A 20,351-nucleotide genomic window follows, 5' to 3' on the forward strand; every position below is an offset into this window, starting at 1 on the left:
TCACTCCCGGTTCGAGGAGACGGTCTCGCGCATGGCGCGCAGGGACTCCTTGAGCGAGCCCATGGTGGCCAGGACCGCCGTGGGCTCGTAGCCGCAGTGCGCCATGCAATTGTCGCAGCGCGGGTCCTTGCCGCGGCCGTACTTGTCCCAGTCGGTCTCCTCGATCAGCTCCCGGTACGTCGGGACGTATCCGTCGCTCATCAGGTAGCAGGGGCGCTGCCAGCCGAAGAGCGAGTAGTTGGGGATCGCCCACGCGGTGCACGGGAAGTCGACCTTGCCCTCGAGGAAGTCGAGGAACAGCGGGGAGTGGTTGAGCCGCCAGCGGGCCCGGTTGCCGCCCGAGAACGCCTTCTTGAACAGCTCGCGGGTCTGCTCGACACCCAGGAAGTGCTCCTGGTCGGGCGCCTTCTCGTAGGCGTAGGCGGGCGAGATCATCATCTCGTCGACCTTGAGGTCGTCGTTGAGGAAGTTGAGCACCTCGACGATGGTCTGCGGGGTGTCGGTGTTGAAGAAGGTCGAGTTGGTGGTGACCCGGAAGCCGCGCCGCTTGGCCTCCTTGATGGCCTCCACGGCCTCGTCGAACACGCCCTCCTTGGCCACCGATTCGTCGTGCCGCTCGCGCAGCCCGTCGATGTGCACGGCGAAGGCGAAGTACGGCGAGGGCTTGAACTTGTCCATCTTCTTGCGCATGAGCATGGCGTTGGTGCACAGGAAGACGTACTTCCGCTTGGCCACCAACTGCCGCACGATCTCGTCGATCTGCGGGTGCATCAGGGGTTCGCCGCCGGCGATGGAGACCATCGGCGCCCCCGATTCGAGCACCGCTCCCACGGCCTGCGCGACCGGCATGCGCTGCTTGAGCACCCCGGCCGGGTGCTGGATCTTGCCGCATCCCTCGCACGCCAGGTTGCAGGCGAAGAGCGGCTCCAGCTCCACGATGAGCGGGAACTTGTCCCGTCGGCGAATCTTCTGTTCGGCCAGGTATGTAGCGACCTTGATGGACTGGCGCAGCGGCATGGCCATCTGGCTCACCTCCGGGGGAGCAACAAAGAACGGTGCCATTCGAAAAATGCGGGGAGAACGGATCGGAGAACACGGAAAGCCGATATTCCACCGCGCACGGTGCCGATCCGGACGAGTTCGTGTTCCGGGGCGTCCACGACCACCCGGACGGCCGCAACGGGGCGCGGGCCCGTGCGGACGGCGCTCAGGAGCGTGGCCGCGGATTCCATGTCCACGGCGATCGCGCCGGTCGCGAGCAGGTCGGCGCGTTCGGGGCCCCGGACGACGTGGTCCGAGCCGGTGAGCGGCCCGGTGTGGACGGTGCGCCCGGGGACGGCTCGCGCGAGTTCCTTCACGAGCCGGTCGGTCGCGACGCACGCGACGGTGGAGCGCGGGTCCCGGGTCTCCTCGGCGACGACCAGGTCGCCGGGGTGCATGCCGGGGGCGAGTCCCGCGCAGAAGCCGGTGGCGAGCACGGCGGCGCCGTCCAGGGCCGGGTCGGTGAGGACCCGGGCGACCGAGCGTGCGGCCGCCTTGGGGCCCATGCCGGTGCGCAGGACGGTGACCGGCCCGCCGGCGCCGGCGCGGTCGCCGGTGCGCAGGGCGAGGTGCTCGATGCCGAGCGCGCAGGCGATCAGCAGCGGGGACGGGCCGGTCCGCGAGGTCATCGGCTGCCCTTCACCTCGGTTGTGGCGGGCTCGGTCACGACGGACCTGGTCGCCTTCTTGGCGAAGGGCTCCCCGTGGAGGTACCGGCCGAGCGCGGTGAGCGGGAAGACCTGCCGGTAGAGGTGGTAGTTGATGGAGAAGTCCCACGGGAAGCCGGTGCCCGTGAAGTAGGGCTCGTCCCAGGAGCCGTCCTCCCGCTGGGTGGCCGCCAGCCACGCGACGCCGCGCTCCACGGCCTTGGACTCCCGCTCCCCCGCCGCCAGCAGGGCCATCAGCGCCCAGCCGGTCTGCGAGGCGGTCGAGGCGCCCCGGCCGCTCCACTCCCTGATGTAGCGGTACGAGCGCAGGTCCTCGCCCCAGCCGCCGTCCTCGTTCTGGACGGACTCCAGCCAGCGCACCGCGCGGCGGATGGCGGGGTGCGAGGTGGGCATCCCGGCGGCGGTAAGGGCGGGGATCACGGATCCGGTGCCGTAGACGTAGTTGACGCCCCAGCGGCCGAACCACGAGCCGTCGGCCTCCTGCGCGTCCAGCAGCCACTGGATGCCGCGGCGGGTGCGCGGGTCGTGGGCGAGGCCCTCGACGGCGAGCATCTCGACCACGTGCGCGGTGACGTCGGCGGACGGCGGGTCGATGACCTCGCCGAAGTCGCAGAACGGCAGCCGGTTGGGGAAGGCGCTGGTGTTGTCGACGTCGAAGGCGCCCCAGGCGCCGTTCTTGGACTGCATGCCGAGGTTCCAGCGCACCCCGCGGCCGATCGCCTTCTCCACCCGCTCCGGGTCGTGGTGCTTGACCCGGCGCAGGGCGAGGACCACCTCGGCGGTGTCGTCGATGTCGGGGTAGTTGTCGTTGTGGAACTCGAACGCCCAGCCGCCGGGCGGCAGTCCGGGGCGCTTGACGGACCAGTCGCCGGGGCGCACGATCTGCTCGCCGAGCATCCAGTCCGAGGCCTTCACCAGCTGCGGGTGGTCCTCGGGCACCCCTGCGTCGGCCAGCGCGATGGTGGCGAGGCAGGTGTCCCACACCGGGGACTGGCAGGCCTCGATCATCCGGGCCCCGTCCTCGCGCCACACGGCGAAACGGTCCAGCGACTCCAGCCCCGCGCGCATCACCGGGTGTTCGAGGTCGTAGCCGAGCAGGTAGAGCGCGATGACCGAGTAGACGGCGGGCGGCTGGATGCCGCCCCAGCAGCCGTCGTTCTCCTGCCGCTCGATGATCCAGCGGGCGGCGCTGTTCATCGCGGCCCGGCGCAGTCGGCGCGGGGCGACCTTGCGGTAGGCGTGCAGGGCCTTGTCGATGCGCTGGAAGGCGCCGTCCCAGCTGGCCACCGGGGCGAGCGGGCGCGGCGGGTTGGGGCGGGCGGGGTCGGTGTGCAGTTCGTCCAGCGGGAAGGGGGCGGGACGCACCGGCCGCTTCGCGGAGACGATGGTGAGCGGCACGATCGTCTGCCGGGCCCAGCAGCCGAAGTCATAGATGTTGAGCGGGACCCAGGTGGGGAAATAGATGAGTTCCGGCGGGAGTTCGGGCAGGTCGTCCCACTTCCACCAGCCGAACAGGGCCAGCCAGATCCGGGTGAAGACGCGGGCGGAGGCGATGCCGCCGCGGGACCTGATCCACTCCGAGGCCCGCGCCATGTGCGGGGCGTCGGGCGCGTCCCCGGCCAGGCGGAGGGCGACGTAGGCCTCGATGGTGGCGGACAGCTCGCCTGGGCCGCCGTAGAAGGTGGCCCAGGTGCCGTCCTCGCGCTGCTCGCCGCGGATGAACAGGGCGGCGGCGCGTGTGGTCTCCTCGTCCTGGATGCCCAGGAACTGACGCAGGAGCAGGTCCTCGGCGTCCATCGTGACGTTCGTCTCGAGGTCGCCCTTCCACCAGCCCTGGGCGTCCTGTTTGGAGAGCAGGAAGTCGGTGGCGCGCCGGGTGGCGCGTGCGGCGGCTTCGGGTACCCCGGCCGCCGCGTCGGGGATCGTGATGTCGGTGTCGCTGGCCGAGGCTGCCAGGGGCCGCAGGGAGGCTCCGGTGCTTCCGTCGGTCGTCGCTGTCATGGCTTCCCCTTCGTGCAGTGTGCATGTGGTGCGTCTGCTGGGTCCGCCGTCGGCCGGTGCTCGTGTCTCCACGACACCGGCCGGCGACTACGCGAGGGCTATTCGACCGATAATGATCATCTCTTTCGTACGACGACGAAGTCCGCGAGCGCCGTGAACCGGTCCCGTACCCGGTCGGGCATGTCGACGGCGTCGAGGGCTTCGATGGCGATGGTGTGCTGGCGACGCGCCTCGTCGGCGGTCCATTCCCGCCCGCCCGCTTCCTCGATGAGGGCGGCGCGGGCCGCGAACTCCTCCTCGGAGAAGTTCGCGAAGTCGCTGGCCTTGGCGTCGGCCGTGAGGATGTCGCCGAGCCGCTCGGAGGCCGGTCCGCCGGCCGCGAGGGCGGCGACGACCGGCAGCGACTTCTTGCGCTGGCGCAGGTCGCTCCAGGTCTGCTTGCCGGTGGCGTCCGGGTCGCCCCAGATGCCGAGCAGGTCGTCGACGGCCTGGAAGGCGAGGCCCAGGTGGTAGCCGTACCTCTCGAGGGTGTCGGCGGTGTGCTCGTCGGCGCCGCCGAGGACCGCGCCGATGGAGCTGGCGGAGGCGAGCAGGGCGCCGGTCTTGTTGCCCTCCATCTCCAGGCACTCCTCGACGCTGACGCGGTCGCGGTGCTCGTAGGAGATGTCCTGGGCCTGACCGTCGATGAGGGCGCGGCTGGCCTTGGTCAGCCGGCGGGTGGCGCGGCCGGCCTCGACGGTGCCCAGTTCGAGGAGCACCTCGTTGGCCAGCGCGAACAGGGCGTCGCCGACCAGGATGGCCTGGGCGGGGCCGTGCACCTTCCAGACGGTGTCGCGGTGGCGGCGCTGCTCGTCGCCGTCCATCAGGTCGTCGTGCAGGAGGGAGAAGTTGTGCACCAGTTCGACGGCCACCGCACCGGGCACGCCGACCTCGGGCGCGGCGCCGGTGACCTCGGCGGAGAGCACGGCGAGCGCGGGGCGCACGGCCTTGCCGCCGTCGCCGTCCGCGGGGTTGCCCTGGGCGTCGATCCAGCCGAAGTGGTAGGCGGCGACGGTGTCCATGGGAGGCGCCAGGCGGTCGACCGCCGCCCGCAGGACCGGCGTGGCCAGGGTCCGGCCGCGCTCCAGAAGCGCGGTCACGTCCACCGTGGTCCGTCGATCGGCCGTCGGGGCCGGGGGCACAGTGGGCACAGTCATTCCTCCAGTTGCGGTGCCGGGAGTGCGGGAGTCGGTCCCGCGCGGATCGGCTTTCACGCGGCCTCCTCGAAGAAATCGGGAAGGAGGCCGCGGGACCGGCCCAGGGCGCCGAGCGCGGCGGCCGCCGCCCCGACACCGCTGCGAACCGCACTCTCCATGGTCGCGGGCCACCCGGTGGCGGTCCACGCTCCGGCCAGGTACAGGCCGGGGGCCTTGGTGCGGGCGCCGGGCCTGAGGCGGCCGACGCCGGGGGCGGGGGCGAACGTGGCGGTGCGCTCCCGGGTCACGAAGAAGTCCTTCACCTCGGCACCCCGGGCACGGGGCAGCAGGCGCTCCAGTTCGGGCAGGTACCGCTCGCGCAGCACGGCCACGGGCTCGTCGATCTCGTTCTGCGCCGTCGACTGGGACAGTGCCAGGTACTGCCCCTCCTTCAGTCCGGAGGCCTCGGTGCGGTCGAACACCCACTGCACCGGGGTTCCGAGCGCCGTGAGGAACGGCGCGGCGAGCACCTTGCGGTCGTAGACCACGTGGACGTTGAGGATCGGCGCGGTGCCGATCTCCAGGAGGTTCTCCGGGGCGTCGAGCGCACCGTCCGGCAGCAGGTCGTGCGCCTCACGCTGGGGTACGGCGAGGACGACGGCGTCCGCTTCGAGCGTCTCGCCGGGAACCTGAACGCTCCAGCCGCCCCTCTCGTTCGCCGAGACGGAGGTGACGCGGGTGCGGACCTCGGTGCGGACGCCCGCGGAGTCGAGCGCCTCGCGGGCCAGCCGGTCGTGCAGTTCGCCCAGCGGGACCCGGGCCCAGCCGATGTCGGCCGCTCCCGGGTCGGACAGCAGACCGGTCTTGAACACCATCGCGGCGAGCCCGAGCGAGGCGTCGCCCGCGACCGCGTTGAGGGTGGCGACGCCGACCAGGTCCCACAGCGCCTCGACGGCACGCGCCGACTGGCCGTGCGCGGTCAGCCAGCTGCCGAAGTCCTGGGTGTCCAGGGCCGGATCGGCGAGGTCGAGCCCCTTGAGCGCGAGCGCGGCACGCCCCACCGAGGCGCGTTCGGCGAGGGAGAGGTGCGGATAGGTCGCCAGGCTGCGCCCCAGGTGCAGGGGCACGGGCAGCGCGTCGCGCCGCAGCCTGCCGAGCCGGTTGCCCTCGGCCCTGCCCAGGTCGACCACGGGTACGTCGAGGCGGTCCTGCACCGGTGCGAGCGCCGCTCCGCCGATCCGGTCGAGGAACCACCGGTAGGCGGTGCAGCAGCGCAGGTACACGTGCTGGCCGTTGTCGACGGTGAGGTCGCCGCGCTGGAAGGAGAAGGCGAGTCCGCCCAGCCGTGGGCGCCCTTCGAGCAGGGTGACGCGCAGGCCGGCGTCGGCGAGCGCGAGCGCGGTGGTGACCCCCGCGAGTCCGCCGCCGACCACGACGGCGTGCCCGCCGGGGCCGAGGGCCGAGACGTCCGCGAGCGGCCGGCCGTCGCGCGTGCCGTTGCCCTGCGTCATGGTGCGCCCTTCCCTGTCCGGTCGCCGTGGTGTTTGAACGGCGTACGGCCGACCGTCTCAGTCAGGGACGCCGACCGCCACCGGAGGGTTGCCCTGTGCCGTCCACCGGTCGTTCCGTACGGGCCCTGGGTGTCGAGTCTGCCCGGTGCGTCCATCAGGCGCGCCTCCTGACGGCCCGCCGGGTGACGCCGCGGGTGTCGAGGCCGGACAGACCGCGCACGGCGACGTACGCCTTCTCGTGTCCGGGCAGGGAGACCCGGCCGCGCAGCACCGCCTCCGGGTCGCGCTCGATGCGGTCCAGCAGGCGGCGGTAGATGCCGGCCATGGCTGCCACGCAGGCGCCGCTGCGCCGGTCGAGCATGGGCAGCAGCCGGTAGCCCTCGGCGAAGAGGGCGCGGGCCCGTCGCACCTCGAAGTGCACGAGACCCGCGAAGTCGGAGCCCTCAGGTGGTACGGGCCCGTCGAACCCGGCCGAGCAGCCGAACTTGGCGAGGTCGTCGGCGGGCAGGTAGGTGCGCCCGCCCTCGGCGTCCTCCCGGACGTCGCGCAGGATGTTGGTGAGCTGCAGCGCCAGCCCGAGCGTGTCGGCGTACTCGGGCGCGCGTTCGGCCCCGCGCGCCCCCCGTTCGGTGCCGAACACGCCGAGCGAGAGGCGTCCGATGGCGCCCGCCACGCAGCGGCAGTAGACCTTCAGGTCGTCCCAGGTCTCGTAGGTCTCGCCGCGCAGGTCCATCTGGACGCCGTCGATCAGCTCGTCCAGGCCGCCGAGCGGGATCGGGAACTGCCGGGCCGCGTGCGCGAGGGCGACGGCGACCGGGTCGGTGTCGTCCTCGTCGACCGCGCCGTCGTGGATCCGGGCGAGCACGGCCCGGGTCTCGTCCAGCCGGGCCACCTTGACGTCGTCCGCCAGCACACCGTCGCCGATGTCGTCGACGCGGCGCGAGAACGCGTACAGCGCGGACATCGCCCGCCGCTTGGGCGTGGGCAGCAGCCGGATGCCGTAGGCGAAGTTGCGTGCCTGCTGACCGGTAACGGTCTCGCAGTAGCTGTAGGCGGCGAGCACCGGTGCCGGCATGTCGGCTGACGACTCCACGGACCCGATCACCTCTCTCCTCGCAGGACCACGCCCGCCTCGCGCAGCAAGCGGACCTTGCCGGACTTGGGCGGGCCGGGAAGTACGTCGTGATCCGCCGCGGCGATGGCACGCAGCGCCGCCCTCCCGCCCGCCACGAATCCCGCCAGCAGCAGTCGCAGCCTGCCGTGGACGCTACCCACCAGGGGGGCTCCTTCATTCAGCAGGTCGTGGGCGCGCCCGGCCTCGAACGCGATCAGGGCGCGCACGGACGCGCCGGCGGTGGGCGCGGCCAGGTCGCTCTCCTGCACGTGGAAACGTTTCATGTCCTCGGCGGGCAGGTAGATCCGGTCCCGTGCGAGGTCCTCGGCGACGTCCTGGAGGTGCTCGACGATCTGCAGGGCGGTGCAGATCTCGTCGGAGCGGCGGATCCGTTCGGGGGTCGAGGTGCCGGTGACGGCCAGGACGAGCCTGCCGACCGGGTTGGCGGACAGCTCGCAGTAGGCGAGCAGGTCGTCGTAGGTCTCGTAGCGTGCGACGAGCTGGTCCTGGCGGTTGGCGGCGATCAGGCCGAGGAAGGGCTCGGGAGTCAGCGCGCGGCGCCGCACGGTGGGCACCAGACGGCGCAGCAGGGGGTGACGGGGCGGGCCGTCGGAGCCGGCGGAACCGGCGGAACCGGCGAAAACACGCAGCAGGTCCGTCTCGAAGGCGTCCAGCATCAGCAGCCGGTCGTCGGCGCGGTCCTCGGGGACGCCGAGGAGGCGCGCGTCGGCGCCGCCGGGCGCGAGGTCCCCGTCACCGATGTCGTCGACCAGTCGGGCGAAGCCGTACACGGCCATGAGGTCGGTGCGCCAGGCGCGGGGCAGGAAGAAGGGGGCGACGGGGAAGTTCTCGTCGGCGGCCTTGGCGAGGGTCCCGCGCTCCGGATCGACGGCGTCCGTCGTGTCGGTCGCCGTCATCGCGCGCTGCCCCGGGCGGGGACGGCGCACGCCTCGCGGAGCGGGGGAGTTTCCGTAGCCATTGCCGTCACATCTCCCGTTCTACACTGCCGACCCAATACACACTATTTCGGACACGCCGCCCTGCCACCCGCGCGGCTGGCCCGCTCCAGGGGTCGGGCATTATCGCCCCATGTGCCGCGTTTCGGGCCCGGTACAGCTTACGTTGTACAACTCAAGGGCGTGCGCCGGGGTGTACGGCGCATCACAACAACACACCGATCGGCTTCAAGATTCCTGAGAACGCCAGGAGTTGACGGTTCCTTTGCAGACGCGGGGCCTCGCCGGGACTGCTCCGGCGAGGCCCTCGGCGTGTCGGGCTACTTGCCCGTGAACTTCTCGTACTCCTTGAGCACCTCGGCGGTCGGGCCGTCCATGCGCAGCTCGCCGCGCTCCAGCCACAGGACCCGGTTGCAGGTGTCCCGGATGGACTTGTTGTTGTGGCTGACCAGGAAGACGGTGCCGGCTTCCTTCTTCAGCTCCCTGATGCGCTCCTCGGAGCGGGTCTGGAACTTGCGGTCGCCGGTGGCCAGCGCCTCGTCGATCATCAGGACGTCGTGGTCCTTGGCGGCGGCGATGGAGAAGCGCAGCCGGGCGGCCATGCCCGAGGAGTAGGTGCGCATCGGAAGGGTGATGAAGTCGCCCTTCTCGTTGATGCCGGAGAAGTCGACGATCTCCTGGTAGCGCTCCTTGATCTCCTCGCGGGTCATGCCCATGGCCAGGCCGCCGAGGATGACGTTCCGCTCGCCGGTCAGGTCGTTCATCAGGGCCGCGTTCACCCCGAGCAGGGAGGGCTGGCCGTCGGTGTAGACCTTGCCGCGCTCGGCGGGCAGCAGGCCGGCGATGGCCCGCAGCAGCGTCGACTTGCCGGAACCGTTGGACCCGATCAGGCCGATGGCCTCGCCCCGGTAGGCGGTGAAGGAGACGCCGCGCACGGCGTGCACCTTGCGCACGCCCCGCGCCGAGTCGTCGGAGCCCCGCCTGATCATGCGGCTCAGTGCCGCGGTGGCGCTGCCCTTGCCGGTCCGGGCGCCGTTGACGCGGTAGACGATGTGCAGCTCGTCCGCGATGACCGTCGGCACCCGCTGGTCCTGCTGCTGCTCAGCCACGGCCGTACCTCTCCTCCGCCTTCCAGAAGTACACGAAACCGCCGACGGCGAGGACCACGGCCCAGCCGAGCGCGACCGCCCACACGTGCGGCGGCAGGTTCTCGGAGCCGTATCCGTCGATCAGGGCGAAGCGGATCAGGTCCATGTAGACGGCGGCCGGGTTCCACTGGAGCAGGTCGGCGACCCAGCCCGGCTTGTCCTTCAGCATGATCGGGATGGAGAACATGACGCCCGAGGCGTACATCCAGGTCCGCATGATGAACGGCATCAGCTGGGCCAGGTCGGGCGTCTTGGCTCCCATGCGGGCCACGATCAGCGCCAGACCCACGTTGAACAGGAACTGCAGGAGGAGCGCCGGGACGATCAGCAGCCAGGACAGCGTGGGGTAGCTGCCGAAGCCGATGGCCACGGCGAACATGACGATCATCGAGGCCAGCAGCTGCTGGAGCTGCTGGAGCGCGAACGAGACGGGCAGCGAGGCGCGCGGGAAGTGCAGGGCCCGCACCAGTCCCAGGTTGCCGGAGATGGCCCGCACGCCTGCCATCGCCGAGGACTGGGTGAAGGTGAAGACGAACACACCCGTCACCAGGAACGGGATGTACACGTCCTTGGCCATGCCCTTGCCCGCGTCGAGGATCAGGCCGAAGATCGCGAAGTAGACGAACGCGTTCAGCAGCGGGGTGGCCACCTGCCACAACTGGCCGAGCTTGGCCTGGCTGTACTGGGCGGTCAGCTTCGCCTGCGAGAAGGCGAGGATGAAGTGCCGCCGCCCCCAGAGCTGACGGACGTACTCCATGAGGGAAGGCCTGGCGCCGCTCACGGACAGCCCGTACTTGGCGGCGAGCCGGGCCGGTGTGAGGCCCTCGTCGGGCGACACGGGCTTGGTCATGGCGACCGTGCCGTCGTGCGTTGTCTCACTCACTGGTGGATACTTTCGTCTTCGGAAATGCTCGGCCGTGCGGGCCTGGCATGGACCTGGGTGCCCCGCTGGGGGCCGGAACGCTCTCGGTACGAGCTTGTCAGATCACCGGAGGACGGCCCAGCCGGGTCAGGCGCCACACCGTACGCCACCGCATGGGCCGGCGGGGACCGCACGGGGTGGCCCAGCCCTCGCGGAAGCCGCCGAACCAGGCCTTCAGGGCGGGGCGCGAGGGCCGGCGCAGCAGGGTGAGCGCCATCCAGACCCCGAGGTAGACCGGGACCAGGAGCGCGGGGAGGTTGCGGCGGGCGAGCCAGACCCGGTTGCGGGCGACCATGCGGTGGTAGACCGCGTGCCGCGAGGGGGCGGTCGTGGGGTGGTTCAGCACCATGTCGGACCGGTAGTCGATCATCCAGCCCGCGTCGAGGGCCCGCCAGGCCAGGTCGGTCTCCTCGTGGGCGTAGAAGAACGCGTCCGGCAGCCCGCCGACCTGGGTGAGGACGCGGGTGCGCACCGCGTTGGCGCCGCCGAGGAAGGTGGTGACCCGGGAGGAGCGCATCGGGTCGGAGGCGCGCAGCCGCGGGACGTGCCGGCGCTGGGTCTCGCCGGTGTCCGGGTCGGCGATGCGGAAGCTGATGATGCCCAGCTCGTCGTCGGCCGCGAAGGCCCGGCGGCACAGCTCGGCGGTGTCGGTGCGGGCGAGAAGGCCGTCGTCGTCGAGGAAGAGCAGGACGTCGACGTCGCTGCCGCCGGGGCCGAAGGCCTCGATGCCGACGTTGCGGCCGCCGGGGATGCCCAGGTTCTCGGGCAGCTCGACGGTGCGCACACCGGCCGGCACCTCCGGGACGGGCGCGCCGTTGCCGACCACGACGACCTGGACCGGGTCGCCGTCCTGCTTGGCGACCGAGTCGAGCAGGGCGCGCAGTTCCTCGGGGCGGTTGCCCATCGTGATGACGACGGCGCCGACCTTCATGGGCGTGCTCACTTCAGCCTGCTGGAGGCGAGGATGGACACCAGGTGCAGCAGGGTCTGCAGCAGGGCGATGCCGGCGAGCACGGCGGTGCCGAGGCGGGTGAAGAACAGGTCGCCGCGCGCCTGGTCGACGACGGCGAGGACGAGGATCAGCAGGGACGCCTCGATGCCGAGGATCAGCCGGTGGAACTTGAGCGCCCCGGCGGCCCGGCGGGCCAGTGCCATGCCGGAGGAGCGGATCTCGGAGGCGGCCTCCTTGACCGGGGGCATCCCGTTCTGGTGCCGGGCGACGCCCACCAGGTCGGTCTCGGCCTTGATCAGGATGGCGCCGAGCGCGGCCAGGGTGCCGAGGAAGGCCCACAGCCAGTCGATCCGGCCGGTGCCCCAGAGGTCGGCGGCGCGCAGGCCGAGGCCGACCAGGACGGCGGCGTCGGTGAGGTAGGCGCCCACGCGGTCCAGGTAGACGCCGCCGAGCGAGTACTGCTTGCGCCAGCGGGCGATCTCGCCGTCGACGCAGTCCAGCAGCAGGTACAGCTGGACCGCGACCACGCCGAGCACGGCGCCCCAGATGCCCGGCACGAGCAGCGCCGGGGCCGCGAGCACGCCGCACACGGTCATCAGATACGTGAGCTGGTTGGGCGTGACCCTGGTGTTCACCAGGTAGCGGTCGATCCGCAGCGAGACCTCGCGCATGTAGAGGCGTCCCGCCCAGTGCTCACCGCTGCGCCGGTCCTTGACCCCCGCGGGATGGACGACCGGGCGTAGTTCAGCTACCGATGGCCTTGACATAGTCGGCGTACAGGTCCTTGATCTGGTCGGTTTTCAGGTCGAGGTGCTCGAGGATCGTGTAGCGGCCGGGCCGCGTCTGGGGGGCGTACTCCACGGCCTGGAAGAACTCCTCGGGCGTGAACCCGATCTCCTCGGGCAGCACCGGCAGCCCGTGCCGCCGCAGGACCGCCGCCATGTGGACGGACTCCTCGTGGGCCCCGCGCAGGTACATCGCGAAGGCCGCGCCCAGACCGCACTGCTCGCCGTGGGCGGCCGCGCGCTCGGGGAAGAGCAGGTCGAAGGCGTGGTTGATCTCGTGGCAGGCGCCCGAGGACGGCCGTGAGTCGCCGGAGACCGACATGGCGATGCCGCTGAGCACCAGCGCCTCGGCCAGCACCTGGAGGAACTCGTTGTCGCCGATGCCGCCGGGGTGCCGGAGCACGGCCTCACCGGCCTGGCGGGCCATCGCGGCGGCCAGACCGTCGATCCGCTCGCCCTTGACCCGGTTGGCCAGCTCCCAGTCCGCGATCGCGGAGACGTTGGAGACGGCGTCGCCGATGCCGGCCCGCACGAAACGGGCCGGGGCCGCGCGGATGACGTCCAGGTCGATGACGACGGCGATCGGGTTCGGCACACCGTAGGAGCCGCGGCCCGCGTCGTTGTCGAGGGTCGCGACCGGGGAGCACAGGCCGTCGTGCGCGAGGTTCGTCGGCACGGCGACCAGCGGGAGGCCGACGCGCGCCGCCGCGAACTTGGCGCAGTCGATGATCTTGCCGCCGCCGAGGCCGACGACCGCGTCGTAGTGGCCGCCCTTCATGGCACCGGCCAGTTTGATCGCGTCGTCCAGGGTGCCGCCGCCGACCTCGTACCAGTCGGCGCCGGGCAGGGACGGGGCGACACGGTCGCGCAGCCGGGCGCCCGAGCCGCCGCTGACGGCGACGGCGAGCTTGCCCGAGTGGGAGATGCGCTCGTCGGCGAGCACGCCCCCCAGGTCGTCGAGGGCACCCGCGCGGATGTCCACGACGACCGGCGACGGGATGAGCCTCGTCAGTACTGGCACGCGATCTCCCTGCCCTTGGCGAGGTCGTCGTGGTTGTCGATCTCGACCCACTTGACGTCGCCGATCGGCTCCACGTCGACCTTGAAGCCGCGGTTGACGAGCTCCTGGTAGCCGTCCTCGTAGTACAGCTGCGGGTCGCGCTCGAAGGTGGCCTTCAGCGCGTCGGCCAGGTCGGCGGCGGCCTCTCCCTCGATGAGGGTGACGCCGATGTACTCGCCGGTCGCCTCGGCCGGGTCCATCAGCTTGGTGATGCGCTGGACGCCCTTGTCGGGGTCGACGACGACCTTCATCTCCTCCTCGGCGAGGTTCTTCACCGTGTCGAGCGCGAGGATGATCTTCTTGCCGTCGCCGCGGGCGGCGAGCAGGGTCTTCTCGACGGAGACCGGGTGCACGGTGTCGCCGTTGGCGAGGATCACGCCGTCCTTGAGGGCGTCACGGCCGCACCACAGGGAGTAGGCGTTGTTCCACTCCTCGGCCTTGTCGTTGTCGATGAGGGTGAGCTTGACGCCGTACTTCTGCTCCAGCTCCTCCTTGCGGTCGTACACGGCTTCCTTGCGGTAGCCGACGATGATCCCGACCTCGGTCAGGCCGACCTCGGCGAAGTTCGCCAGGGTCAGGTCCAGCACCGTGATGCTGTCCTCCGCACCCTCGGGGCCGACCGGGACCAGCGCCTTCGGCAGGGTGTCGGTGTAGGGGCGCAGACGGCGTCCGGCGCCGGCCGCCAGCACGAGGCCGATCATGCGGGTTCTCCTTCGTCGTGTACGGCGGGTGCGCCGACCTTGTGGGCGGCGACCCAGAAGCGGATGCTCTCGACGAGCACCACGAGCGCCACGGCCACGGCGAGGACCGTGAGCGCGACCTTGAACTGTGTGGCGGTGAGCAGCACGGCCAGCACGCAGATCACCAGCGTGCGGCCCTCGTGCCCCCCGATCGTCCGCACCAGCCACTGCGGCGGCGCGCCCGCGTCGCCGCGGATGCGGTAGACCGTGTCGTAGTGATGGTAGGCGACCGCGGCCACCAGCCCGAAAGCCGCCGGAAGGGCCCCGTTCACGTCGGCCTTCGCGGCCAGGAACAGGACGGTGAGGTACTCGGCGGCCCGGAAGAACGGCGGGACCAGCCAGTCGAGGGCGCCCTTGAGAGGACGGGCGACGGCGACTGCGGAGGTCAGCACGTAGACGAGCGCGGCGACCAGCGGCCAGGGGCCGCCGAAGTCGGTGAGGGCGGCCGTCGCGACGACGGCGGCGCCGCCGAGCAGGGCGACGGCGGGAGCGGTGAACCCGGGCAGCCGGCGGGCGGCCGGGCGCAGGCCGCGGGCGGCGGCCTCGGCGAGCGGACCCGAGTCGGCGAGGTCGGCCAGCGCCTTCGCCGCCCGGTCGGTGCGCACGGCCTTGCGGGTCAGCGAGCGCAGGACGCGGCCGGCGGTGGTGTACGTCGCGGCGAACGCGCAGCCGATCAGCAGCGCGTAGAACGTGATCCGGGGCGTGGTGAGCGCGGTGAGGACGGCGATCATGGCCCAGCGTTCGCCGATGGGCAGCACGATCATGCGGCGCACCCAGACCGTCCAGCCGACGCTGTCGAGCTTGTCGGAGAGGGCGGCGGTGGGGCTGGTGTTGGCGGAGGCGTCGTGATTGGCCTCGTTGAAGGAGAAGTCGACGACGTGCCGGCAGGTCTGGAGGACCATCGCGCCGAGTGCGAGCGCCCATACGTCGTCGTGGCCGCCGCGGGCGGCTCCCAGGGCGAGGCCCGCGTAGTAGGCGTACTCCTTGGCGCGGTCGAAGGTGGCGTCGAGCCAGGCGCCGAGCGTGGAGTACTGCAGGGAGTAGCGGGCCAGCTGTCCGTCGGTGCAGTCGAGGACGAAGGAGGCGATGAGCAGGACGCCGGCGGCGACGAAGCCGCCGCGGGTCCCGGTGGCGGCGCAGCCGGCCGCTATGAGCGCGGTGACCAGCGAGGCGGTGGTGACCTGGTTGGGAGTCAGGCCGCGGCGCGCGCACCAGCGGGCGATGTAGCGGGAGTAGGGGCTGACGAGGTGGGTGGTGACGAAGCCGTCGCGGGCCTTGACCGCCGACTTCAGGCGTACGGCCTCGTCGTCCACGGCGGCGACGGCCTGCCGTGCCTCGTTGCGGGCCTGCGGGTCGGCGGGGACGGCGGCGACGAGGCTGCCGAGTTCGGGGCGGTGCACGTCGGCACCGTCGGCGTCGAGGGCGGCCGCGATCCGGTCGGCGAGGCTGTCGACGGCCACCGCGGTGCCGCCGCCCGCCGAGTTCTCGCGGGCCATCGCGCGGGTCATCGCCTGGCGGGCGGCCGGCTGGGCGGTCACCGCGCCCGGGATCGCGGCGAGCGGGAAGCGAGGGTCGGTGAGGCCGAGGCGCAGGGCGTGCGGGTGGCCCACGAAGCGGGCGTCGACCACGGCGACCCGCTCCTCGCCCGGGACCCGGGCCAGGAGGGTCTCGGCGTCGGCCGCGCCGGAGGCGAGGTGCACGTCGAAGCCCAGGGACCGCAGCTCGCCCTCGATCGACGAACCGGGGACCTGCTGACCGGTGAGGATGGCGGTCGGCAACCGAACTCACTCCCTGGTGCCGGCGCCTGGACGCCGGGCCTGTGCATGGTGGAGCGCCCGTGCCTGGGGCACCCGGGCGGCATGTCGGCAGAGGTTATCGGATGCCGGGAACGCCGTGTTCACCGCCCGTTTCACGGTCGGTCGACGCCGCTTGCTCCCGCCTTTGCCGCGATCATCATCGTGGATCCGGGGCCCGCCCCACAAACCGCGCTCCCAGACCGGGCATCGCGGACATCGCACAGTGTCCGCGCTCGTTCGCGCAGGGTCAGGCCACTCCTCGGCGGCCCGTGCGCCCGTTCGGCGGACGCGGCACCTCCCCTTACCCCGCACCGTCCTGACCTGCGGGGCGTTTCCCCAGGTCAGGGCAGATGACAACGGTGTTCAGTGCCGCGTTGCCGGATACCCCCTGCCCGTTGTTGACTGGCGTGCGGGCGCCGGATGCCGGGCGTCCTCGCGGACGAGGAGGCGGCTTTCTCATGGGGGCTGGGCACGATCACGGGCACGCGCACGGAGGGCACGCCGGCGGGACGGCGACCGCCGCGTACCGGGGCAGGCTGCGGGTGGCGCTGGCGATCACCCTGACCGTCATGGTCGTGGAGATCGTCGGCGGGCTGGTCGCCGACTCGCTCGCGCTGATCGCCGACGCCGCGCACATGGCGACGGACGCGCTGGGGCTCGGCATGGCCCTGCTGGCCGTCCACTTCGCGAGCCGCCCGCCGAGCGACCGGCGCACCTTCGGCTACGCCCGGGCCGAGATCCTCGCCGCCCTGGCGAACTGCCTGCTGCTGCTCGGGGTCGGCGGCTACGTGCTGTACGAGGCGATCGACCGGTTCCTCACGCCGGCCGACACCGCGGGCGGGACCACCGTGGTCTTCGGCGCGATCGGCCTGGTGGCGAACATGGTGTCGCTGACGCTGCTGATGCGCGGCCAGAAGGAGAGCCTGAACGTGCGGGGCGCCTTCCTGGAGGTGGCGGCGGACGCGCTCGGCTCCCTGGCGGTGATCGTCTCGGCGCTGGTGATCCTGGCCACGGGCTGGCAGCCCGCCGACCCGATCGCATCCCTGTTCATCGGTCTGATGATCGTGCCGCGCACCTGGCGGTTGCTGGGCGAGACCCTGGACGTGCTGCTCGAGGCGGCCCCCAAGGGTGTGGACATCGCCGAGGTGCGCGCGCACATACTGGCCCTGGACGACGTCGAGGACGTGCACGACCTGCACGCCTGGACGATCACCTCGGGCATGCCGGTGCTGTCGGCGCATGTGGTGGTGGACGGCGACGCGCTGAACGCGATCGGCCACGAGAAGATGCTCCACGAACTGCAGGGCTGCCTGGGCGACCACTTCGACGTGGAGCACTGCACCTTCCAGCTGGAGCCCAGCGGTCACGCGGAGCACGAGGCGCGGCTGTGCCGCTGAGCGGCAGCGGGGGCACGGCGCGGCCGGCGCGCGGGGCATGGCGCGTCGCGCGGGACTCGGCACGGCGCGGCCGGCGTGCGCCCCGGGGCGCGCAGGCATCGGACCGCGCCGCCGAACACCCCCGTACGCTCCCGCTCCACCGCGGTGACCTACCGCTTTCCGCTGCCCGGAGGTTCCCGGCGGGTCGCTCCCGGGAACGATCGTCCATCGGACCCCTGCTCGGTGTCCGACCGGTCGTCGCCGGTGCCCGCTCGGGCACCCGGGACATGCGGGTGTGCCGGGAAGTGCCGAGAGTGCCGGATTCGTACGGCACACTTGGGGCGCGAGGACCGATGTGAAGGATGGGTATGCCGATCACTCCTGCCACCGCGACGCCCAGCTCGTCGAACGGCACCGCAGACGCCATTTTGCTGGAACTGGTCGACGAGAACGGCGTGACGATCGGCACCGCGGAGAAGCTCTCCGCGCACCAGCCGCCCGGGCGGCTGCACCGCGCCTTCTCCGTGTTCCTCTTCGACGAGCGGGGGCGGCTGCTGATCCAGCAGCGGGCGCTCGGCAAGTACCACTCCCCCGGTGTGTGGTCCAACACCTGCTGCGGTCATCCCTACCCGGGTGAGGCGCCGTTCGCGGCGGCGGCGCGGCGGACGTACGAGGAGCTCGGGGTGTCGCCCTCCCTGCTCGCCGAGGCGGGCACCGTGCGCTACAACCACCCGGACCCCGACTCCGGGCTGGTCGAGCAGGAGTTCAACCATCTGTTCGTCGGTCTGGTGCAGGCCGAGCTGCGTCCGGACCCGGAGGAGGTGGCGGGGACGGTCTTCGTCTCCCCGGCGGAGCTGACCGAGCGGCACGCCCGGGACACCTTCTCGGCGTGGTTCATGACGGTGCTGGACGCCGCCCGGCCGGCGGTCCGCGAGCTGACGGGCCCGTCCGCGGGCTGGTGACCTACGGGGTGTGCTTGAGGGGCAGGGCGGCCCAGATCACCTTGCCTCCGCTCGCGGTGTGGGCCACGTCGCAGGCCCCGCCCGCCTCCCGGGTGACCTCGCGGACCAGGAGCAGACCGCGTCCTCCGGTGCGGCCGTGGTCGGTCTCCAGGGCGGTCGGCCGGTAGGGGTGGTCGTCCTCCACGGCCACCCGCACCCACTCGGGTCCGACGGCGACCTCCACGGCGAGCACCGGCGAGAGCACCGCCGCGTGCCGGACCGCGTTCGTGACCAGTTCCGAGACGATCAGCAGCAGGGCGTGCGCGACGTCGTCGGAGACCGGGACGCCCTGGCGGGTCAGCAGGTCGCGCACGGCATGCCGGGCCTGCGGTACCGCGGCGTCCACGGCGGGGGCGGTGAACCGCCAGACACCTTCGTACGGCAGCGGCGCGGCGGGCGCGGTTTCGTCCATGGTCCGGTCGCCACCCTTGGGCTCGATAGTCACCACACCCCTGAGTGTCGGTAACGCGCCGGGCCGCCCCCGAGGACTGAACGCAAGTCAGCGTGTATCGAGCGGTTTCTGATCGTTGGCGCCTGCCGCACGACCGTTCCTGTCCCGCCCGGCCGGTCGGCGCCGCCGGGCCGGTGGATAGCATCCGCTGCATGGAGCCGCAGCTGCTGCACCGGGTCGCCGACTCGGTCGCCACCGTCGTCGTCCACCACCCGGCCAAGCGCAACGCCATGACGGCCGCGATGTGGCGGGCGCTGCCCCGCGTCCTGGACGAGCTGGCCGCCGATCCGGCGGTGCGGGCGCTGGTGCTCACCGGTGAGGGCGCCACCTTCTGCGCCGGGGCCGACATCTCGACCCTGCGCGAGTCGGCCCAGGAGGCGCAGGGGCTCGCGGTACGGGCCGAGGAGGCCCTCGCCGCGTTCCCCAAGCCGACGCTCGCGGCGATCCGGGGGCACTGCGTGGGCGGCGGGGCGCAGCTGGCGGCCGCCTGCGACCTGCGGTTCGCCGAGGAGACGGCGCTGTTCGGTGTCACACCGGCCAAGCTGGGGATCGTGTACCCGGCGTCCGCGACCCGGCGGCTGGTGGCCCTGACGGGGCCCGCCACGGCGAAGTACCTGCTGTTCAGCGGGGAGTTGATCGACGCCGGGCGGGCGCTGCGCACCGGTCTGGTGGACGAGGTGCTGCCGGAGGGCGAACTAGGCAAGCGGGTGGCGGAGTTCACCCGGGTGCTGACGTCCCGCTCGCTGCTCACGCAGGCCGCGGCGAAGGAGTTCGCGAACGGCCGCACGGACCGGGACGCCCACTGGTCCGCGCAGGCACACGGCAGCGGCGACACCGCGGAGGGGGTCGCCGCCTTCCTGGAGCGCAGGCAGCCGCGGTTCGGCTGGAGCGGGCCCGACGCGTGTCGTGCGGATCAGTCCGGCCCCGCCTGAGGGGCCTTGCTCCGGGCGTCGGAACGATCCGGACGACAGGCCCTACGTCAGGACGAACCGGCTCCGGCCGCGGAACTCCTCGACGAGGTGCGCGGGTGCCTTGTCCGGGGACCCGGCGTCGTAGGGCGGCTGCGGGTCGTACTCGGTCAGCAGCTGGACCGCGCGGGCGTGTTCGTCGCCGGCGATCCGGCCGAGCAGGGTCAGTCCCATGTCGATGCCGGAGGAGACGCCGGCCGCGGTGACGTACTTGCCGTCGGTGACGACCCGCTGCCCGGTCGGCTCGGCGCCGTACCGGCGCAGGAAGTCCAGCGCCAGCCAGTGCGAGGTGGCGCGGCGTCCCTCCAGCAGGCCGGCCGCCGCGAGCAGCAGGGAGCCGGTGCACACGGAGGTGGTCCAGGTGCTGGTGATGTCGGCGGCGCGCAGCCAGGCCAGCAGGGTCTCGTTCTCCATCTGCGGGGTCTGGCCGGGACCGCCGGGCACGACGACGATGTCGGGGCTCGGCACGTCGGCCAGGGTCCGGTCGGCGGTGAGCGCGAGGTTCCCGGTGTCGGTGCGCACGGGACCGGTGCGCTCGGCGACGAAGACGGTCTCCGCGTCCGGGAGACGGCCGAGGGTCTCGTACGGGCCGACGGCGTCGAGGGCGGTGAAACGGTCGAAGAGGACGATGGCGATCTGCACGCGGTTCCTTCCGGGGTGGGTCGGTGACGGACGGTGCGGGTACGG

General features: G+C 72.1%; 20 protein-coding genes. 3 read left to right on the forward strand and 17 right to left on the reverse strand.

Annotation, left to right across the window (positions count from 1 at the left end; genetic code table 11):
- The 15 genes from hpnH to EV562_RS04185 form a co-directional block, all read right to left on the reverse strand.
- The gene (gene hpnH, locus EV562_RS04115; RefSeq protein ID WP_087788700.1) at positions 1-1,023 is read right to left on the reverse strand and encodes an adenosyl-hopene transferase HpnH; all 1,023 of its coding nucleotides are present in this window, start codon (positions 1,021-1,023) and stop codon (positions 1-3) included.
- Positions 1,024-1,028: 5 nt separating this feature from the next.
- Positions 1,029-1,670, reverse strand: a complete 642-nt coding sequence (locus tag EV562_RS04120; RefSeq protein ID WP_133885235.1) for a 1-hydroxy-2-methyl-2-butenyl 4-diphosphate reductase — start codon at positions 1,668-1,670, stop codon at positions 1,029-1,031.
- Positions 1,667-3,709, reverse strand: a complete 2,043-nt coding sequence (gene shc / locus EV562_RS04125; RefSeq protein WP_133885236.1) for a squalene--hopene cyclase — start codon at positions 3,707-3,709, stop codon at positions 1,667-1,669. Before shc ends, EV562_RS04120 begins: the two co-directional genes overlap by 4 nt.
- Before the next feature lie 116 nt (positions 3,710-3,825).
- Complete coding sequence (locus EV562_RS04130; RefSeq protein WP_166661579.1) at positions 3,826-4,890, reverse strand: polyprenyl synthetase family protein; 1,065 nt, start codon at positions 4,888-4,890, stop codon at positions 3,826-3,828.
- A 68-nt stretch (positions 4,891-4,958) separates the two neighbouring features.
- The gene (hpnE, locus tag EV562_RS04135) at positions 4,959-6,395 is read right to left on the reverse strand and encodes a hydroxysqualene dehydroxylase HpnE (protein WP_133885238.1); all 1,437 of its coding nucleotides are present in this window, start codon (positions 6,393-6,395) and stop codon (positions 4,959-4,961) included.
- Positions 6,392-6,550, reverse strand: coding sequence for a DUF6380 family protein (locus tag EV562_RS35420; protein WP_133885239.1), 159 nt, complete (start codon positions 6,548-6,550; stop codon positions 6,392-6,394). The genes hpnE and EV562_RS35420 overlap by 4 nt, the downstream gene beginning before the upstream one ends.
- Positions 6,550-7,470 carry a presqualene diphosphate synthase HpnD gene (hpnD, locus tag EV562_RS04145; RefSeq protein WP_166661580.1) on the reverse strand — a complete coding sequence of 307 codons (921 nt, stop codon included), beginning with the start codon at positions 7,468-7,470 and terminating at the stop codon, positions 6,550-6,552. The genes EV562_RS35420 and hpnD overlap by 1 nt, the downstream gene beginning before the upstream one ends.
- A gap of 26 nt (positions 7,471-7,496) precedes the next feature.
- On the reverse strand, positions 7,497-8,426 hold the full coding sequence (hpnC, locus tag EV562_RS04150) for a squalene synthase HpnC (protein WP_133885241.1): 930 nt from the start codon (positions 8,424-8,426) through the stop codon (positions 7,497-7,499).
- A 359-nt stretch (positions 8,427-8,785) separates the two neighbouring features.
- Positions 8,786-9,574 (reverse strand): ABC transporter ATP-binding protein, encoded by a 789-nt coding sequence (locus EV562_RS04155; protein ID WP_166661550.1) that lies wholly within the window; start codon positions 9,572-9,574, stop codon positions 8,786-8,788.
- A complete protein-coding gene (locus EV562_RS04160) occupies positions 9,567-10,496 on the reverse strand; it encodes an ABC transporter permease (protein ID WP_133885242.1) in 930 nt (309 codons plus the stop codon). The genes EV562_RS04155 and EV562_RS04160 overlap by 8 nt, the downstream gene beginning before the upstream one ends.
- A 97-nt stretch (positions 10,497-10,593) precedes the next feature.
- On the reverse strand, positions 10,594-11,466 hold the full coding sequence (locus EV562_RS04165) for a glycosyltransferase (protein WP_133885382.1): 873 nt from the start codon (positions 11,464-11,466) through the stop codon (positions 10,594-10,596).
- Positions 11,467-11,474: 8 nt separating this feature from the next.
- The gene (locus tag EV562_RS04170; protein WP_166661551.1) at positions 11,475-12,254 is read right to left on the reverse strand and encodes a CDP-alcohol phosphatidyltransferase family protein; all 780 of its coding nucleotides are present in this window, start codon (positions 12,252-12,254) and stop codon (positions 11,475-11,477) included.
- Entirely contained in the window at positions 12,232-13,293 is a 1,062-nt protein-coding gene (locus EV562_RS04175) for an iron-containing alcohol dehydrogenase family protein (protein WP_133885243.1), read from the reverse strand. The genes EV562_RS04170 and EV562_RS04175 overlap by 23 nt, the downstream gene beginning before the upstream one ends.
- Positions 13,281-14,033, reverse strand: a complete 753-nt coding sequence (locus EV562_RS04180; RefSeq protein WP_133885244.1) for a phosphocholine cytidylyltransferase family protein — start codon at positions 14,031-14,033, stop codon at positions 13,281-13,283. Before EV562_RS04180 ends, EV562_RS04175 begins: the two co-directional genes overlap by 13 nt.
- Positions 14,030-15,850, reverse strand: a complete 1,821-nt coding sequence (locus tag EV562_RS04185; protein ID WP_133885245.1) for a DUF5941 domain-containing protein — start codon at positions 15,848-15,850, stop codon at positions 14,030-14,032. The genes EV562_RS04180 and EV562_RS04185 overlap by 4 nt, the downstream gene beginning before the upstream one ends.
- Before the next feature lie 476 nt (positions 15,851-16,326).
- On the opposite strand from EV562_RS04185, the gene EV562_RS04195 reads away from it, so the two are divergent.
- Positions 16,327-17,265 (forward strand): cation diffusion facilitator family transporter, encoded by a 939-nt coding sequence (locus tag EV562_RS04195; protein ID WP_133885247.1) that lies wholly within the window; start codon positions 16,327-16,329, stop codon positions 17,263-17,265.
- A gap of 347 nt (positions 17,266-17,612) precedes the next feature.
- Positions 17,613-18,206, forward strand: a complete 594-nt coding sequence (gene idi, locus EV562_RS04200; RefSeq protein ID WP_133885248.1) for an isopentenyl-diphosphate Delta-isomerase — start codon at positions 17,613-17,615, stop codon at positions 18,204-18,206.
- A gap of 1 nt (position 18,207) precedes the next feature.
- Here idi and EV562_RS04205 read toward each other — a convergent pair whose 3' ends face one another.
- Positions 18,208-18,657, reverse strand: coding sequence for an ATP-binding protein (locus EV562_RS04205; protein WP_166661581.1), 450 nt, complete (start codon positions 18,655-18,657; stop codon positions 18,208-18,210).
- Positions 18,658-18,848: 191 nt separating this feature from the next.
- On the opposite strand from EV562_RS04205, the gene EV562_RS04210 reads away from it, so the two are divergent.
- The gene (locus tag EV562_RS04210; RefSeq protein WP_166661552.1) at positions 18,849-19,628 is read left to right on the forward strand and encodes an enoyl-CoA hydratase/isomerase family protein; all 780 of its coding nucleotides are present in this window, start codon (positions 18,849-18,851) and stop codon (positions 19,626-19,628) included.
- Positions 19,629-19,670: 42 nt separating this feature from the next.
- Here the strand turns inward: EV562_RS04210 and EV562_RS04215 are convergent, their stop codons facing one another.
- Positions 19,671-20,306, reverse strand: a complete 636-nt coding sequence (locus EV562_RS04215) for a DJ-1/PfpI family protein (protein ID WP_133885250.1) — start codon at positions 20,304-20,306, stop codon at positions 19,671-19,673.
- Between the last annotated feature and the right edge of the window lie 45 nt (positions 20,307-20,351).

The sequence above is a fragment of the Streptomyces sp. BK208 genome (genome assembly GCF_004364245.1).
Lineage (GTDB): Bacteria > Actinomycetota > Actinomycetes > Streptomycetales > Streptomycetaceae > Streptomyces.

What these genes read in the sequence shown, in the direction of transcription:
- hpnH (WP_087788700.1), bottom strand. Translation starts at nt 1,023, where the DNA reads ATGGCCATGCCGCTGCGCCAGTCCATCAAGGTCGCTACATACCTGGCC.
- EV562_RS04120 (WP_133885235.1), bottom strand. Translation starts at nt 1,670, where the DNA reads ATGACCTCGCGGACCGGCCCGTCCCCGCTGCTGATCGCCTGCGCGCTC.
- shc (WP_133885236.1), bottom strand. Translation starts at nt 3,709, where the DNA reads ATGACAGCGACGACCGACGGAAGCACCGGAGCCTCCCTGCGGCCCCTG.
- hpnE (WP_133885238.1), bottom strand. Translation starts at nt 6,395, where the DNA reads ATGACGCAGGGCAACGGCACGCGCGACGGCCGGCCGCTCGCGGACGTC.
- EV562_RS35420 (WP_133885239.1), bottom strand. Translation starts at nt 6,550, where the DNA reads ATGGACGCACCGGGCAGACTCGACACCCAGGGCCCGTACGGAACGACC.
- hpnD (WP_166661580.1), bottom strand. Translation starts at nt 7,470, where the DNA reads ATGCCGGCACCGGTGCTCGCCGCCTACAGCTACTGCGAGACCGTTACC.
- hpnC (WP_133885241.1), bottom strand. Translation starts at nt 8,426, where the DNA reads ATGACGGCGACCGACACGACGGACGCCGTCGATCCGGAGCGCGGGACC.
- EV562_RS04165 (WP_133885382.1), bottom strand. Translation starts at nt 11,466, where the DNA reads ATGAAGGTCGGCGCCGTCGTCATCACGATGGGCAACCGCCCCGAGGAA.
- EV562_RS04170 (WP_166661551.1), bottom strand. Translation starts at nt 12,254, where the DNA reads ATGTCAAGGCCATCGGTAGCTGAACTACGCCCGGTCGTCCATCCCGCG.
- EV562_RS04180 (WP_133885244.1), bottom strand. Translation starts at nt 14,033, where the DNA reads ATGATCGGCCTCGTGCTGGCGGCCGGCGCCGGACGCCGTCTGCGCCCC.
- EV562_RS04195 (WP_133885247.1), top strand. Translation starts at nt 16,327, where the DNA reads ATGGGGGCTGGGCACGATCACGGGCACGCGCACGGAGGGCACGCCGGC.
- idi (WP_133885248.1), top strand. Translation starts at nt 17,613, where the DNA reads ATGCCGATCACTCCTGCCACCGCGACGCCCAGCTCGTCGAACGGCACC.
- EV562_RS04205 (WP_166661581.1), bottom strand. Translation starts at nt 18,657, where the DNA reads ATGGACGAAACCGCGCCCGCCGCGCCGCTGCCGTACGAAGGTGTCTGG.
- EV562_RS04210 (WP_166661552.1), top strand. Translation starts at nt 18,849, where the DNA reads ATGGAGCCGCAGCTGCTGCACCGGGTCGCCGACTCGGTCGCCACCGTC.